The 14,355-nt window shown below is 72.6% G+C and carries 12 protein-coding genes; 11 read left to right on the top strand and 1 reads right to left on the bottom strand.

Going from position 1 to position 14,355, the window contains the following annotated elements; translation table 11 throughout:
• Nucleotides 1–16 precede the first annotated feature (16 nt).
• Together P2H44_RS13600 and acuR are read left to right on the top strand one after the other, a co-directional pair.
• Nucleotides 17–976, top strand: a complete 960-nt coding sequence (locus P2H44_RS13600) for an AEC family transporter (RefSeq protein WP_275764246.1) — start codon at nt 17–19, stop codon at nt 974–976.
• On the top strand, nt 973–1,623 hold the full coding sequence (acuR, locus tag P2H44_RS13595) for an acrylate utilization transcriptional regulator AcuR (RefSeq protein ID WP_275764245.1): 651 nt from the start codon (nt 973–975) through the stop codon (nt 1,621–1,623). The genes P2H44_RS13600 and acuR overlap by 4 nt, the downstream gene beginning before the upstream one ends.
• A gap of 12 nt (nt 1,624–1,635) precedes the next feature.
• On the opposite strand, the gene gntR is transcribed toward acuR, so the two are convergent.
• Complete coding sequence (gntR, locus tag P2H44_RS13590; protein WP_275764244.1) at nt 1,636–2,649, bottom strand: HTH-type transcriptional regulator GntR; 1,014 nt, start codon at nt 2,647–2,649, stop codon at nt 1,636–1,638.
• Between the two features lie 310 nt (nt 2,650–2,959).
• Between gntR and P2H44_RS13585 the strand changes: the two genes are divergently transcribed.
• The 9 genes from P2H44_RS13585 to P2H44_RS13545 all read left to right on the top strand — a co-directional run bounded on the left by P2H44_RS13585 (nt 2,960) and on the right by P2H44_RS13545 (nt 14,064).
• Nucleotides 2,960–3,973, top strand: a complete 1,014-nt coding sequence (locus tag P2H44_RS13585; RefSeq protein ID WP_275764593.1) for a TRAP transporter substrate-binding protein — start codon at nt 2,960–2,962, stop codon at nt 3,971–3,973.
• A gap of 154 nt (nt 3,974–4,127) precedes the next feature.
• The gene (locus P2H44_RS13580; RefSeq protein ID WP_275764243.1) at nt 4,128–4,706 is read left to right on the top strand and encodes a TRAP transporter small permease subunit; all 579 of its coding nucleotides are present in this window, start codon (nt 4,128–4,130) and stop codon (nt 4,704–4,706) included.
• Nucleotides 4,706–6,022 (top strand): TRAP transporter large permease, encoded by a 1,317-nt coding sequence (locus P2H44_RS13575; protein ID WP_275764242.1) that lies wholly within the window; start codon nt 4,706–4,708, stop codon nt 6,020–6,022. Before P2H44_RS13580 ends, P2H44_RS13575 begins: the two co-directional genes overlap by 1 nt.
• A 7-nt stretch (nt 6,023–6,029) precedes the next feature.
• Complete coding sequence (locus tag P2H44_RS13570) at nt 6,030–7,238, top strand: mandelate racemase/muconate lactonizing enzyme family protein (RefSeq protein ID WP_275764240.1); 1,209 nt, start codon at nt 6,030–6,032, stop codon at nt 7,236–7,238.
• A gap of 11 nt (nt 7,239–7,249) precedes the next feature.
• Nucleotides 7,250–9,040: an IlvD/Edd family dehydratase gene (locus P2H44_RS13565; RefSeq protein ID WP_275764239.1), complete on the top strand. Its 1,791-nt coding sequence runs from the start codon at nt 7,250–7,252 to the stop codon at nt 9,038–9,040.
• Nucleotides 9,041–9,200: 160 nt separating this feature from the next.
• On the top strand, nt 9,201–10,139 hold the full coding sequence (locus P2H44_RS13560) for a 2-dehydro-3-deoxygalactonokinase (protein ID WP_275764238.1): 939 nt from the start codon (nt 9,201–9,203) through the stop codon (nt 10,137–10,139).
• Nucleotides 10,139–10,774, top strand: a complete 636-nt coding sequence (locus tag P2H44_RS13555; protein ID WP_275764237.1) for a 2-dehydro-3-deoxy-6-phosphogalactonate aldolase — start codon at nt 10,139–10,141, stop codon at nt 10,772–10,774. Before P2H44_RS13560 ends, P2H44_RS13555 begins: the two co-directional genes overlap by 1 nt.
• On the top strand, nt 10,774–11,685 hold the full coding sequence (locus P2H44_RS13550; protein WP_275764236.1) for a sugar kinase: 912 nt from the start codon (nt 10,774–10,776) through the stop codon (nt 11,683–11,685). The genes P2H44_RS13555 and P2H44_RS13550 overlap by 1 nt, the downstream gene beginning before the upstream one ends.
• Nucleotides 11,686–11,781: 96 nt before the next feature.
• On the top strand, nt 11,782–14,064 hold the full coding sequence (locus P2H44_RS13545; protein WP_275764235.1) for a xanthine dehydrogenase family protein molybdopterin-binding subunit: 2,283 nt from the start codon (nt 11,782–11,784) through the stop codon (nt 14,062–14,064).
• Nucleotides 14,065–14,355: the final 291 nt, after the last annotated feature.

Here is a 14,355-nt window from a genome sequence, read left to right as displayed (position 1 = left end):
CCTCGGAGGGGGCCCGATGATCTACATGATGATCGTGGCCCTCGCGCCCACCGCCCTGCTGATCGCCCTCGGCCACGTCCTGCGCTGGCGCACCGCGCTGCTGCCCGAGGCGTTCTGGCCCCCGGCCGAGAAGCTCGCCTATTTCGTCCTGCTGCCCGCGCTGATCGTGCACGGCCTCGCCACCGCCGACCTCTCCGAGGTGCCGGTCGCGGGCATGGTCGCGGCCATCGGCCTGCCGCTGCTGGTCACCGGCGCGGGCCTCGTCGCCGTCCAGCGGCCGCTGGAGATCGCGCCGGCGGCCTTCACCTCGGTCTTCCAGGGGGGCGTGCGCTTCAACAACTACGTGGGCGTGACCGCGGCGCTGGCCCTCTTCGGCCCGCAGGGCGCCGCGCTCTCGGCCATCGCCATCGCCACGATCGTGCCGATCGCCAACGTGCTGTGCGTCACCGTCTTCGCCCGCTACGTCCCCGGCGGCGCGTCCGAGGACGGGTCGGCGGCCGGCTCCGCCTCGATCCTCCACACGCTCAAGCTGCTGTCGCGCAACCCGCTGATCCTCGCCTGCGTGGTGGGCATCGCGCTGCACGCCTTCCACCTGGGCCTGCCGCCGGGGATCGAGGGCTTCTTCAAGGCGCTGGGCCAGGCCGCGCTGCCGCTGGGCCTTTTGTGCGTGGGCGCCGCGCTCGACCGCGAGTCGCTCGGCCGCGCCCCGCGCCTCGCCGGGATCTCGATGGCGGCGAAGTTCGGGGCGATGCCGCTGCTCACGGCGCTGGGCTGCATCGCCTTCGGGCTCGACGGCGCGCCGGCGATGCTGGCGGTGCTGTTCAACGCCCTGCCCACGGCCTCGTCGTCCTACGTCCTCGCCCGCCAGCTCGGCGGCGACGCGCCCTTGATGGCGAGCCTCGTGGCCACCCAGACCGTCGTCGCCGCGCTCGCCGTGCCGCTGGCGATGCTCGCCGCCCAGGCGCTGTTCGGATGAGCGACGACGCCCCGCCCCCCTCCCTGCCCCGCCGCCGCGGCCGCCCGCCGCGCGACCAGGCCAGGCTGGAGGAGGCGCGCGCGAAGCTCCTGCGCACGGGCGTGGCGATGCTGACCGAGCGAGGCTTCGGCGCGGTGGGGCTCGAGGAGGTGCTCTCTGCCGTGGGCGTGCCCAAGGGCAGCTTCTACCACTACTTCGGCTCGAAGGCCGAGTTCGGGCTGGCGCTGATCGACTCCTACGCCGCCTATTTCGCCGCCAAGCTCGACCGCTGGTTCCTCGACGAGCGCCGCGCCCCCCTCGACCGCCTGCGCGCCTTCGTGGACGACGCCCGCGCCGGCATGGAACGCCATGCGTGGCGCCGCGGCTGCCTGATCGGCAACCTCGGCCAGGAGGTCGGGACCCTGCCCGAGCCGTTCCGCGATGCGCTGCGCGCCGTGCTCGCCGACTGGGAGGCGCGCACCGCCCGCCTGCTCGAGGCCGCGCGTGACGCCGGCCAGATCGCCCCCGACGCCGACTGCGCCCGCCTCGCCTCGTTCTTCTGGATCGGGTGGGAGGGCGCGGTGCTGCGCGCCAAGCTCGACCGCGGCCCCGCCCCCCTCGACCGCTTCGCCGAGGATTTCCTGGCGATGATCGAGCGCAGGGGCTGAGGGCGGGCGCCCTCAGTCGCGCCGCGTGCTCTCGCGCTCGATCAGCTCGAAGCCGAGGTCGACGTTGCTCTCGGCCGGACGCCCGCCGCCGATCCGCTCCACCAGCATCTCGATCGCGAGCCGCCCCATCCGGTAGCGCCGCGTCTGCACCGAGGTGATCGAGGGCACGGCGGCCGCCATCATCTCCAGGTCGTTGAACCCCACGATCCCGAAGTCCCGCGGCGGAACGATCCCCCGCGCCTGGCATTCGAACAGCGCGCCCAGCGCCAGGTCGTCGTTGGCGCAGAACAGGGCGTCGAGGTCGGGATGCACGTCCATCAGCTCCGCCGCCAGCCTGCGCCCCATGGTGGCCGAGGACGGCTCGGGCGAGATCGCCTCGAGGAACGGCAGCCCCGCCTCGGCCAGCGCCGCGCGCCAGCCCTCCCGCCGTCGCATCAGGCGGGGGTCCATGCGCGCGCCCAGCACCCCGATGCGCCGGTAGCCCTTCGACAGCAGGTGGCGCACCGCCTCCTGCGCCGCGTCGAAATGCGAGAAGCCGATGATCATGTCGATGGGGTCGTCCCCCTTCTCCATGATCTGCACCACGGGAAAGCCCGCCGCCTCCAGCAGCGCGCGGGTGGGGGGCGTCTGGTCGATCCCCGTCAGCAGCATCGCCGCCGGCCGCTGGGAGGCGAACAGCGGCACAAGGCGCGCCTCCTCCTCCGGGTCGTAGCGGGTGTTGCCGATCTGGATCTGGAAGCCGGTCCCCGCCACCCCGTCGTAGATGCCCTGCAGGACGTCCGCGTAGACGTTGTTGGTCAGGCTCGGCAGGATCACCCCGATCACGTCCGAGCGCCCCGAGGCCAGGATCCGCGCCTGCGGGTCGGGGATGTAGTTCAGCTCCGCCACCGCCCGCTCGATCCGCTCGCGCGTGGCGGGGGAGACCTGGTCGGGCCGGCGCAGCGCGCGCGAGACGGTGATCGCCCCCACGCCCGCCAGCGCCGCCACGTCGGCGAGCGTCGGGCGGCCCGAGCGTCGCTGGCTCATGCCCCTCTCCTGCGTGCCGGCGCGTGCATCCGCGGTCCCTCCCCCCTTCGCCCGCGCGCCCGCCGCGCCGCGGAGGCGAAACCGCCTCCCCGGGCGCCGGCGACGCGGGCCGAAACATCCTGCCCATCGCCCCGCCATTGTCGACGGAGCCCGACGCCGCGGCGGCGATCGGGGGCCATTGACAAGCATGACAGCGCTATCATAGCGTCATGACAGCGCTGTCACAAGGTTGACCATGCGTGATTCCCACGTCGGGAACGCCGAGCCCGCGGGCCCGGCGACGCGAATTCCTAGGGAGGACATCAAGATGATGTGGATGAAGGCCGCGCTCGCGGCGAGCACCCTCGCGCTCATCGCCGGGGCCGCCTCGGCCCAGGAGTATTCGTTCCGGTTCCAGTCGAGCGACCCCGCCGGCAACCCGAACTTCGAGATGCAGAAGAAGTGGACCGAGATGGTCGCCGAGAAGACCGGCGGCGCCGTCTCGATCGAGCTGCTGCCCGTCGAGTCCCTCGTGGCCCACAACGAGACGCAGGACGCCATCGCGGCCGGCATCCTCGACGGCCACATCACCGACGTCAGCTACTTCGCGGGCAAGGATCCGGCCTTCGGCCTGATCGCCAACCCCGTGGGCGCCTACTCCGACCCGCAGGAGATGTTCGACTTCATCTACGAAGGCGGCGGCATGGAGCTGATGCGCGAGCTCGAGGCGCCCTACGGCCTCCAGTTCATCGGCCCGACCTCGCCGGGCCTCGAGGCCTTCGTCTCCAAGGTCCCGCTCGAGGGCGTCGACGACCTCAAGGGCCTGAAGCTGCGCGCCCCCGAGGGCCTGGTGCAGAACGTCTTCGCCGCGGCCGGCGCGGCCCCGGTGAACCTGCCGGGCTCGGAGGTGTTCACCTCGCTCGACAAGGGCGTGATCGAGGCGGCCGACTACAACGTCTTCTCGACCAACCAGGCCCAGGGCCTGCATGACGTGGCCCACCACCCGGTCTACCCCGGCTTCCACTCCCTGCCGCTGATCGAGATCTCGATGAGCAAGGCCAAGTGGGACGAGCTGCCCCCCGAGATCCAGACCGCGCTCGAGGAGTCGGTGAAGGAGTTCGGCCAGGTCCAGACCGCCACGGTCAAGCAGAAGGACCAGGAGGCGGTCGAGGCCGCGAAGGCCGGCGGCGTGATCACCGTCCACGACTGGTCCGCGGAGGAGCGCGCCAAGTTCCGCGCCATCGCCATGGGCGAGTGGGAGAAGGTCGCCGAGCGCTCCGAGAACGCCCGCAAGGTCTACGACACGCTGGTGGCGTACCTGAAGGACAAGGGCCTCATGAACTGAGGCCGGATCGCGGGGGCCTCGGCCCCCGCCTTCCGTTTCCGAGCCCCGGCTCGCCCCCCGTTTCCCCATGCGCGGACCCGCTCCGCGCCGGTCCCCTGCGGCCCCGCTCCCCGCGCCGGAACGCGGACGCGGCCGCGACGCGGAGCCTGATCTCATGTCCGACACCCCCCCGCCCGAATCCCCGCTGGACGAGGAAGGCGGCCCGATCCCCGAGGCCGGACGGCTCGGGCGCTGGATCGACCGCGGCGGCCTCCTCTTCGCCGCCGGCATCGTGGTCTCGATGCTGGTGCTGATCCAGGAGGTGTTCCTGCGCTACGTCTTCAACTCGCCCACCATCTGGGCGCATGAGACGACGGTGTTCCTGTGCGGCGCGGCCTTCGTCTACGGCGGGCTCTACTGCGCCTCCCACGACCGGCACATCCGCGTGGTGCTGATCTACGACGCCCTGCCCGCGCGCGTGCGCCGGGGGCTGAACGTGGTGATCTCGGCCATCTGCGCGCTGGCCTCGGCGATGTTCTGCTGGGCGTCCTGGGTGATGGTCTCCCGCGCCGCCTTCGCGCCCGACGGGTCCGTGCGGCTCGAGCGCTCGGGCTCCGCCTGGGATCCGGTCTACCCGGCGCTGATCAAGATCTTCCTGATGCTGGTGATGGGCGTGATGGCGATCCAGTTCCTGATCCTGGCGTGGGGCTACCTGCGCGGGACCCGCACGATCGGCACCAAGGGGCGCGCGTGATGGATTTCTTCGGCTCCTTCCAGGCCCTCGGGGTCGAGGGCGGCACCCTCCTGATGTTCGGGATGATGATGGTGCTGCTGCTCACCGGCATCCCGCTGGCCTTCGTCACCCTGCTCGTCGCGCTGGTCTTCGCGCTGGGCTGGTTCGGTCCCATGGCGGTGCCGCTGATCACGTCCCGCGTCTATTCCTTCGTCGGCAGCTTCGTCTTCGTCTCGGTGCCGATGTTCGTGCTGATGGCCGCGATCCTCGACCGCTCCGGCATCGCGCGCGACCTCTTCGACGCGATGAAGCTGGTCGGGGGCCGCCTGCGCGGCGGCGTGGCGATCCAGACCCTGGTGGTCGCGGTGATCCTCGCCGCCATGTCGGGCATCATCGGCGGCGAGATCGTGCTGCTGGGCCTGCTGGCCCTGCCCCAGATGCTGCGCCTGGGCTACGACAAGCACCTCGCCATCGGCGTCGTGTGCGCCGGCGGCGCGCTGGGCACGATGGTGCCCCCCTCGATCGTGCTCATCCTCTACGGCCTGACCGCCAACGTCTCGATCGGCGACCTGTTCACCTCGTCCTTCCTGCCGGGGCTGATGCTGGCCGGGTTCTACGTGATCTACGTCCTGATCCGGGCCTACCTGAACCCCGCCGTCGCCCCGATCCTCGAAGAGAACGAGATGCCCCGGGCCGAGAAGCTGCGCCTTCTCAAGGGCCTGATCCTGCCGATCCTGGTGGTGGCCTGCGTGCTCGGCTCGATCTACGGCGGCGTCGCCTCGGTGACCGAGGCCTCGGCCGTGGGCGTGATGGGCGTGCTGCTGTCGACCGTGATCCGGCGCGAGTTCACCTTCGAGCTGCTCAAGGGCGCGGCGATGCAGACCCTGCGCACGGTGGGCATGATCGTGTGGATCGGCATCGGCGCCTCGGCGCTGGTCGGGGTGTTCAACCTGATGGGCGGGATCAAGTTCGTGACCGAGCTGATCACCGGCATCTCCGACAACCGGCTCTACATCCTGCTGTTCATGATGCTGATCCTGTTCGTGCTGGGCATGTTCCTGGACTGGACCGGCATCGCGCTGCTGACCATGCCGATCTTCGTGCCGATCATCACCAAGCTGGGCTACGACCCGGTCTGGTTCGGCGTGCTGTTCTGCATGAACATGCAGGTCAGCTTCCTCAGCCCGCCCTTCGGACCCGCCGCCTTCTACCTCAAGTCCGTGGCGCCGCCCGACATCTCGCTGGGCACCATCTTCAAGTCGCTGCTGCCCTTCATCGGCATGCAGATGCTGGCGGTGGCCGTCCTGATCGCCTTCCCCGGCATCACCGGGCGCTGAGGGTCCCATGGTCTCGCAACTGAAGATCGCCAGGGTCGAGACGCTCCGCCTGAAGGAGTTCGCGAACCTCTGCTGGGTGAAGGTCACCGCCGACGACGGCACGGTGGGCCTGGGCGAGAGCTTCTTCGGCGCCTCCGCCGTCGAGGCCTATGTCCACGACTGGTGCGCGCCCCTGCTGCTGGGGCGCGACCCGCTGGCCATCCCCGCCCGGATGACCGAGCTGCGCGACTACATCGGCTGGCGCGGGGCGGGGGTCGAGACGCGCGCGATGTCCGCCATCGACATCGCCCTGTGGGACCTGAAATCCAAGGTCCACGGCGTCCCGCTGGTCGAGATGCTGGGCGGCCGCGCCCGCCCCTCGATCCGCACCTACAACACCTGCGCCGGCTACCGTTATGTGCGATCCGCCGAGGGCCAGAAGGTCGCCAACTGGAACACGGAAGCCGCCGAGGGCCCCTACGAGGACCTCGACGCCTTCCTCCACCGCGCCGACGAGCTCGCCCTCTCCCTCAAGGAGCAGGGCATCACGGCCATGAAGATCTGGCCCTTCGACCCGGCCGCCGAACGCTCCAACGGCTGGGACATCACGCCCTCCGAGCTGAAGACCGCGCTGGAGCCCTTCGAGAAGATCCGCTCGGCGGTGGGCGACGACATGGACGTCATGGTCGAGTTCCACTCCCTGTGGTCCCCGCCCATGGCCCGCCGCCTGTCCCGCGCCCTGAAACCCTTCGACACCTACTGGCACGAGGACCCGTTCCGGCTGGAGAACCTCTCCGACCTCAAGGAATACGCCCGCCACACCGACGCGCTGATCTGCGCCTCCGAGACGCTGCCCTCGATCCACGCCTTCCGCGAGTATCTCGAGACCGGCGTGGCCGGCGTCGCCATGCTCGACCTCGGCTGGTGCGGCGGCGTCTCCTCGGCGCGCAAGATCGCCGGCATGGCCGAGGCCTACGGCGTCCCCATCGCCCCCCACGACTGCACCGGCCCGGTGGTCTACGCCGCGTCGTGCCACCTGTCCCTGCACGCGCCCAACACCCTGATCCAGGAGTCGGTGCGCGCCTTCTACACCGGCTGGCACCTCGAGATCGCCGAGGCGGTCCCCACCCCGGTGCAGGGCATGATCGACGTTTCCGACGCGCCGGGCCACGGCGTCGTCCTTCGGGCTGGTCTCGAGGACCGTCCCGACGCCATTCTCCGCGGATCGACGAACTGAGGACCAGACCCATGACCGAAGCGCCCAAGAAGCTCCGCTCCCGCGCCTGGTTCGACAATCCCGACGACCCGGGCATGACCGCGCTCTACCTCGAGCGCTACCTGAACTACGGCCTGACGCGGGAGGAGCTGCAGTCCGGCAAGCCGATCATCGGCATCGCCCAGTCGGGCTCGGACCTCAGCCCCTGCAACCGCCCGCTGATGGAGCATGCCAAGCGCGTGCGCGAGGGCATCCGCGAGGCCGGGGGCATCTGCTTCGAATTCCCCGTCCACCCGATCCAGGAGACGGGCAAGCGGCCCACCGCCTCGCTGGACCGCAACCTCGCCTACCTGGGCCTTGTGGAAGTCCTCTACGGCTACCCGCTCGACGGCGTGGTCCTGACCATCGGCTGCGACAAGACCACCCCGGCCATGCTGATGGCCGCGGCCACCGTGGACATCCCGGCCATCGCGCTGTCCGGCGGGCCGATGCTGAACGGCTGGCACAAGGGCAAGCGGGCGGGCTCCGGCTCGATCATCTGGCTGGCGCGCGAGATGCTGGCCAAGGGCGAGATCGACTACGAGGGCTTCATGGAGATGGCCGCCGCCTCCGCCCCCTCCCCCGGCTGGTGCAACACCATGGGCACCGCGACCACGATGAACTCGCTCGCCGAGGCGCTCGGCATGTCCCTCACCGGCTGCGCCGCGATCCCCGCCCCCCACCGCGAGCGCGCCCAGATCGCCTACGAGACCGGCAAGCGCATCGTCGACATGGTGCACGAGGACCTCAAGCCCTCCGACATCCTCACCCGCGAGGCGTTCGAGAACGCCATCGCGGTGAGCAGCGCCATCGGCGGCTCCACCAACGCCCCCATCCACATCGCCGCCATCGCAAAGCACGCGGGCGTCGAGCTGGACCTGCAGGAATGGGAGCGCATCGGCCGCGACATCCCCCTGCTGGTGAACCTCCAGCCCGCCGGCGAATACCTGGCCGAGGATTTCCATCGCGCCGGCGGCGTCCCCGCCGTGATCGGTTCGATGATCGAGAAGGGCCTGATCCGCGAATCCGCCCTCACCTGCACCGGCAAGACCATGGGCGAGAACTGCCGCGGCCGGGCGCCGGAGGATGCGGACGTGATCCGCGGCTTCGACAACCCGATCCAGAAGGCCGCCGGCTTCCGGGTGATGCGCGGCAACCTCTTCGACAGCGCGATCATGAAGACCTCGACGATCTCGCCGGACTTCCGCGCCCGCTACCTCTCGAACCCCGAGGACCCCGAGGCCTTCGTCGGCCGCGCCATCGTCTTCGACGGGCCTGAGGACTACCACCACCGCATCGACGATCCGTCGCTGGAGATCGACGCGAACTGCATCCTGTTCATGCGCGGTGCCGGCCCCATCGGCTACCCCGGCGCGGCCGAGGTCGTGAACATGCGCGCCCCCGACTACCTGCTCAAGCAGGGCATCCGGGAGCTTCCCTGCATCGGCGACGGCCGCCAGTCGGGCACGTCGGGCTCCCCCTCGATCCTCAACGCCTCGCCCGAGGCCGCCGCGAACGGCCCGCTGGCGCTGCTGCGCACGGGCGACAAGGTGCGCGTGGACCTCAAGACCGGCTCGGTCGACGCGCTGGTCTCGGAGCCCGACTGGGCGATGCGCAAGGCGGAGCTGGAGGCGGCGGGCGGCTACGCCTACCCCGACCACCAGACGCCCTGGCAGGAGATCCAGCGCGGCTGCGTCGACCAGCTCGGGAACGGCATGGTCCTGAAGCCGGCGGTCAAGTACCAGCGCATCGCCTCCAAGGGCCTGCCGCGCGACAACCACTGAGGCCGCGCGCCGCCCGCGCGCGCCTCCCCGGACGGGCGGCCCCGCCTCGACTCCGAGGTCGCCCTCGCCTGGCCCCCGCCCCACACCGGGGGCCAGGCCGCCCCGTTCCGCGAGGCCCCGGGTCAAGCCCGGGGCGCGCCCAGACCGACCCGAGACCCCGATGCCCGACGCCCAAGCCCCCGCGACCCTGATCGCCCTCGACTGGGGCACCTCCTCGCTGCGCGCCTGCCTGCTCGACGCCGCCGGCGCGGTGCTCGACCGCCGCGAAAGCGCCCACGGCATCCGCGCCCTGCCCGAGGGCGGGTTTCCGGCGGCCTTCGCCGAGGCGATCCAGACCTGGCCCGAGGCGCTGCCGGTCCTGATGTCCGGCATGGTCGGCGCCCGCTCCGGCTGGCGCGAGGCGCCCTATGCCGAGACCGGCCCGCAGGGCGTCGGCCTCGCCAACCTCGCCGCCGCGCTGACCGACGTCTCCGACCTGACCGGCCGCCCCGCCTGGATCGTCCCCGGCGTCTCCACCCGCGGCCCCTCCGGCCCCGACGTGATGCGCGGGGAGGAGACCCAGATCGTCGGCGCCGGCGCGGTCGAGGGCACGCTCGCCCTGCCCGGCACCCACTCCAAGTGGGTCGAGCTGCGCGCGGGCCGCATCGCCGGCTTCCGCACCTCGATGACCGGAGAGCTCTACGCCGCCCTCTCGCGCCACACGATCCTCGCCGACACGCTCGCGCCCCCCGCCGACGCGGCCGAGGACGCCGCCGGCTTCGCCGAAGGCCTCGCCGCCGCCCGCGCGCTGGAGACCCCAGGCGACCTGCTGGGCGCCTTCTTCTCGATCCGCGCCCGCGCCCTGTTCTCGGAACTGCCCCCCGGCCGCACCGGCCCGTTCCTCTCCGGCCTGCTGATCGGCGCCGAGATCGCCGCCAACGCCCCCAGGGACGCCTCGCCCGAGGCCCCCGTCGGCCTGATCGCCAATGAGGCGCTCGCCGCACGCTACGCGGCCGCGCTGACGGCCTTCGGCCTGCCCTCGCGCATCCTCCCCCCCGACATCGCCGCCGCCGGCCTCCACGCCGTCGCCCGCGCGGCCCGCCTGACCGGAGACGCCTGATGATCCCCCTCGACGCCGCCCTCGACCGCCTGCCGCTGATCGCCATCCTGCGCGGCATCGCCCCGCCCGAGGCGCTGCCCGTCGGCAAGGCGCTGGTCGACGCCGGCTTCTCGATCCTCGAGGCGCCGCTGAACTCGCCCGAGCCCTACGACACCATCCGCCAGCTCGCCGACGCCCATGGCGAGACCTGCCTGATCGGCGCCGGCACCGTCCTGACGCCCGAGCAGGTGCAGCGCACGGCGGATGCGGGCGGGCGCATCATCGTCTCCCCCAACTTCAACGCCGAGGTCGTGCGCGCCACCAAGCGCCTCGGCCTCGTCTCCTGCCCCGGCGTATTCACGCCCTCGGAGGCCTTCGCGGCGCTGGACGCCGGCGCCGACTGCCTCAAGATCTTCCCGGGCGACGCCATCGCGCCGAAGTTCATCAAGGCGATCCGCGCCGTCCTGCCCGCCTCGGCCCGCATCGTGGTGACCGGGGGCGTGGGCGTCGCCAACCTCGCCGAGTTCATGGAGGCCGGCGCCGACGGCGCGGGCATCGGCTCGGCCCTCTACAAGCCCGGCCGCCCGGCTTCCGAGGTCGGAATCGTCGCCGCCCAGCTCGTCGCCGCCGTGCGCGCGGCCCGCGAGGCCGCCTGATGGGACTGGACCTGCTCTGCCTCGGCGAACCCCTCGTCGAGTTCAACGAGACCGAGCCCGGCCGCTGGCTGGAGGGTTTCGGGGGCGACGTCTCCAACGTCGCGATCGCGGCGGCGCGGCTGGGCGCCCGCTCCGGCGTCGCCACCCGGCTGGGCGCCGACAGTTTCGGCGACGCCCTCACGGCGCTGTGGGCCCGCGAGGGCGTCGACGCCTCCGCCGTCGCCCGGGACGACAAGGCCCCCACCGGCCTCTACTTCGTCCGCCACGGCCCCGAGGGGCATGAATTCGAATACCGCCGCGCCGGCTCCGCCGCCGCCCGGATGACGCCCGCGGACCTGCCGCTCGACGCCATCCGCTCCGCCCGCTGCCTGCACCTGTCGGGCATCACCCAGGCGATCTCCGACACCGCGGCCGAGGCCGGCTTCGCCGCCATCGAGGCCGCCCGCGCCGCCGGCGTCCCCGTCTCCTACGACCCCAACCTGCGCCTTCGCCTGTGGCCGCTGGAGCGCGCCCGCGAGGTCATCCACGCCGCCATGGCGAAGGTCGACATCGCCCTGCCCGGCTTCGACGACGCGAAGCAGCTCACCGGCAAGGACACGCCCGAGGCGGTCTGCGAGTTCTACCTCGCCCTCGGCGCCAAGGTCGTCGCCCTGACGCTCGGCGCCGAGGGCGTGATGGTCGCCACCCCCGACGCCCGCGTCTCGATCCCCGCCCGCAAGGCGCAGGCCGTCGACGCCACCGGCGCCGGCGACTGCTTCGACGGCGCCTTCCTCGCCCGCTGGCTCGAGACCGGCGACGCCGAGGCCTCGGCCCGCTTCGCCTCCGCCGCCGCCTCCCTCTCGGTCGAGGGCTGGGGCGCCGTCGCCCCCCTCCCCCGCCGCGAGGCGGTGGAGGCGCGACTGGCCGGCTGAGAAGCGCCCCCCGGGGGGCGCCCTCGCGGCCCCTTCCCTCCCGCGCCGGTTCCGGTTCATATGTCCGGACTTGGCTGGCAGCGAAGAGGGAACGGGATGACCTACCAGGGCCGACGCGAGGATCCGCGGCTGACCACCGGCCGCGGGCGGTACACCGACGACGTCTCCTTCCCCGGCCAGCTGCGCGCGGTCTTCCTGCGCTCGGACCACGCCCACGGGCGCATCGCCTCGCTGAACCTCGACGCGGTGCGCGAGGCCGACGGCGTGCGCCTGGTGCTCACCCAGGACGACGTCCTCGCCGCCGGCTGGCGGCGCACCGCCGCCGCGATGCCCTTCCCCGGCTACGACGGCCCGATGCTCGCCCCCGAATCCGCCGTCTTCGCCTACGAGCGCGTGCGCCACGTCGGCGAGCCGCTGGCCGTGGTGATCGCCGACACCGAGACCCAGGCCCGCGACGCGCTGGAGCTCGCCGAGGTGGAGATCGAGCCCCTCGACGCCGTCGTCGACCCCGCCGCGGCGCTGGCCGAGGGCGCCCCGCAGCTCCACGACGCGATCCCCGGCAATCGTCCCTTCGAATACCGGTTCGGCGACCCTGACGCGGTGACAGAGGCCTTCGCCACCGCCCCCCACCGCGTGCGCATCGCGCTGACCTCCGAGCGGGTCGTCGCCAACCCGATGGAGCCCAAGGCCGCCGTCGCCACCTGGACCGAGGACGGCGTGCTGGAGCTCCACGCCCCCAGCCAGGGCATGCAGGGCCAGCGCGACGGGCTGGTCTTCGCCACCGGTCTGCCGCCCGAGAAGGTGCGCGTCTTCGCCGAGGACGTGGGCGGCGCCTTCGGCGTGCGCGGCGACGCCTACCCCGAATACATCGCCATCGCGCTCGCCTCCCGCACCCTGGGGCGGCCGGTCAAATGGCTCTCGACCCGCTCCGAGACGATGGTCAGCGACTACATGGGCCGCGGCATCGTGATGGAAGCCGAACTCGCGCTCGACGCCGAGGGCCGCTTCCTCGCGCTCAGCCACGACTGGATCGCGGACCTCGGCTCGCATCCCTGCTCGGCCGGGCCCCTGACCTCGGTGATGAACGCGGCGATGATGGCGACCGGCGCCTACCGCATCCCCGCCATCGACGGGCGCGTGCGCCTCTGCGTCACCAACAAGACCCCGATGGCCGCCTACCGCGGCGCCGCCCGGCCCGAGATGGCCTACATCGTCGAGCGGCTGGTGGACGAGGCCGCCCGCAGGACCGGCCTCGACCGCATCGCGCTGCGCCGCCTGAACGCGATCCCGGCCGACGCCTACCCCTACCCGATTCCCACCGCCCCGATGCCCAGCGCCTACGACAGCGGCGACCTGCCCCAGATGCTCGACCGCGGCCTCGGCCTCGCGGACTGGGACGGCTTCGCCGCCCGCCGCGCCGCCTCCGAGGCGCAGGGCCGCCTGCGCGGCATCGGCTGCGCGCTCTTCGTCGAGCCCTCGGGCGGGGTGCTCCCCTCCGACGAGGCCGCGATCACCTTCGAGGCCGACGGCGCGATCCTGCTCCATGAGCTCGCCGTCGCCTCCGGCCAGGGGCATGAGACGGTGTTCCCGGAACTCGTCGCCTCGCGGCTCGAGATCGATCCCGAGCGGATCAGCCTCAGCCTCCAGCGCAACGGCGGGCCCGCGAAGAAGGGCGCCGGCGCCTTCGGCTCGCGCACGCTGATGTCCCAGGGCTCGGTGCTGGTGGAATGCGCCCGCCAGGTCGTCGCCAAGGCGAAGGACCTCGCGGCGCAGGAGATGGACGTGGCGCCCGACGACCTCGACTACGCCGACGGCGAGTTCCGCTCCCGCGCCTCCAACCGCACGCTGGGGCTGATGGAGATCGCGGCCGCCCACCCCGGCGCGCTTGACACCACGGTGGAGCTTCCCAGCCCCCGCAACTTCCCCTCCGGCCTGCACGTGGCCGAGGTGGAGATCGACCCCGAGACCGGGGTCGTAACGCTCGAGCGCTACGCCGCCCTCGACGACTGCGGGGTGGTGGTGAACGGCACGCTGGTGGCGGGGCAGGTCTGGGGCGGGCTGATGCAGGGCCTGGGCCAGGTCTTCGGCGAGCGCTGCGTCTACGACGCCGAGGGCCAGTTCCTGACCGCGACCTTCATGGACTACTACATGCCGCGGGCCGACCTGCTGCCCGCCGCCGCCGCGCTCGACAATCTCGAGATCCCGTCCCCCACCAACGAGCTGGGCGCGAAGGGCGTGGGCGAGGCCGGCACCATCGGCGCCCTGCCCACGGTGATGAACGCGGTGATGGACGCCCTCGCCCCCCGCGGGGTCGAGGCGCTGGACATGCCCGTCACCCCCGACCGGGTCTGGCAGGCCCTGCGGACCGCCGCCGCCTGAACCGGGGCGGCGGCGGCCCCGGCCGGGCGCTGGTTCCGGCTGGAGCCCTCGGCGACCTGCGCCCATCCCGGCGCGCCTCCGCCCGGCCCCAACTCCGCACGCGGGTCCCGGGAGGGCGCCGCGTCGCCGCCCCGCGAGGCTCCGCTCCCCCGCAGGGCCGCGCGCCCCTTGCGGCCGCGCCCCGCCGCCCTGCCGCGCCGGGGTCGGCGGGCGGGCGTCCCGTCCGCGCAGCGGCCGGCAGAGCGCCCGGCGACCCCGCAGGCGGGCGAAGCGCTCGGCCGGTCCCCTCCC

The sequence above is a fragment of the Albimonas marina genome (genome assembly GCF_029223255.1).
Lineage (GTDB): Bacteria > Pseudomonadota > Alphaproteobacteria > Rhodobacterales > Rhodobacteraceae > Albimonas.
This window is presented reverse-complemented; position numbering and strand designations above follow the sequence as displayed.

Bases quoted from the DNA above. Each gene is read 5' to 3' on its own strand.
- P2H44_RS13560 (WP_275764238.1), top strand. From the start codon at position 9,201: ATGCCCGACGCCCAAGCCCCCGCGACCCTGATCGCCCTCGACTGGGGC.
- acuR (WP_275764245.1), top strand. From the start codon at position 973: ATGAGCGACGACGCCCCGCCCCCCTCCCTGCCCCGCCGCCGCGGCCGC.
- gntR (WP_275764244.1), bottom strand. From the start codon at position 2,649: ATGAGCCAGCGACGCTCGGGCCGCCCGACGCTCGCCGACGTGGCGGCG.
- P2H44_RS13550 (WP_275764236.1), top strand. From the start codon at position 10,774: ATGGGACTGGACCTGCTCTGCCTCGGCGAACCCCTCGTCGAGTTCAAC.
- P2H44_RS13570 (WP_275764240.1), top strand. From the start codon at position 6,030: ATGGTCTCGCAACTGAAGATCGCCAGGGTCGAGACGCTCCGCCTGAAG.
- P2H44_RS13565 (WP_275764239.1), top strand. From the start codon at position 7,250: ATGACCGAAGCGCCCAAGAAGCTCCGCTCCCGCGCCTGGTTCGACAAT.
- P2H44_RS13600 (WP_275764246.1), top strand. From the start codon at position 17: ATGATCTACATGATGATCGTGGCCCTCGCGCCCACCGCCCTGCTGATC.
- P2H44_RS13575 (WP_275764242.1), top strand. From the start codon at position 4,706: ATGGATTTCTTCGGCTCCTTCCAGGCCCTCGGGGTCGAGGGCGGCACC.
- P2H44_RS13580 (WP_275764243.1), top strand. From the start codon at position 4,128: ATGTCCGACACCCCCCCGCCCGAATCCCCGCTGGACGAGGAAGGCGGC.
- P2H44_RS13585 (WP_275764593.1), top strand. From the start codon at position 2,960: ATGTGGATGAAGGCCGCGCTCGCGGCGAGCACCCTCGCGCTCATCGCC.
- P2H44_RS13555 (WP_275764237.1), top strand. From the start codon at position 10,139: ATGATCCCCCTCGACGCCGCCCTCGACCGCCTGCCGCTGATCGCCATC.
- P2H44_RS13545 (WP_275764235.1), top strand. From the start codon at position 11,782: ATGACCTACCAGGGCCGACGCGAGGATCCGCGGCTGACCACCGGCCGC.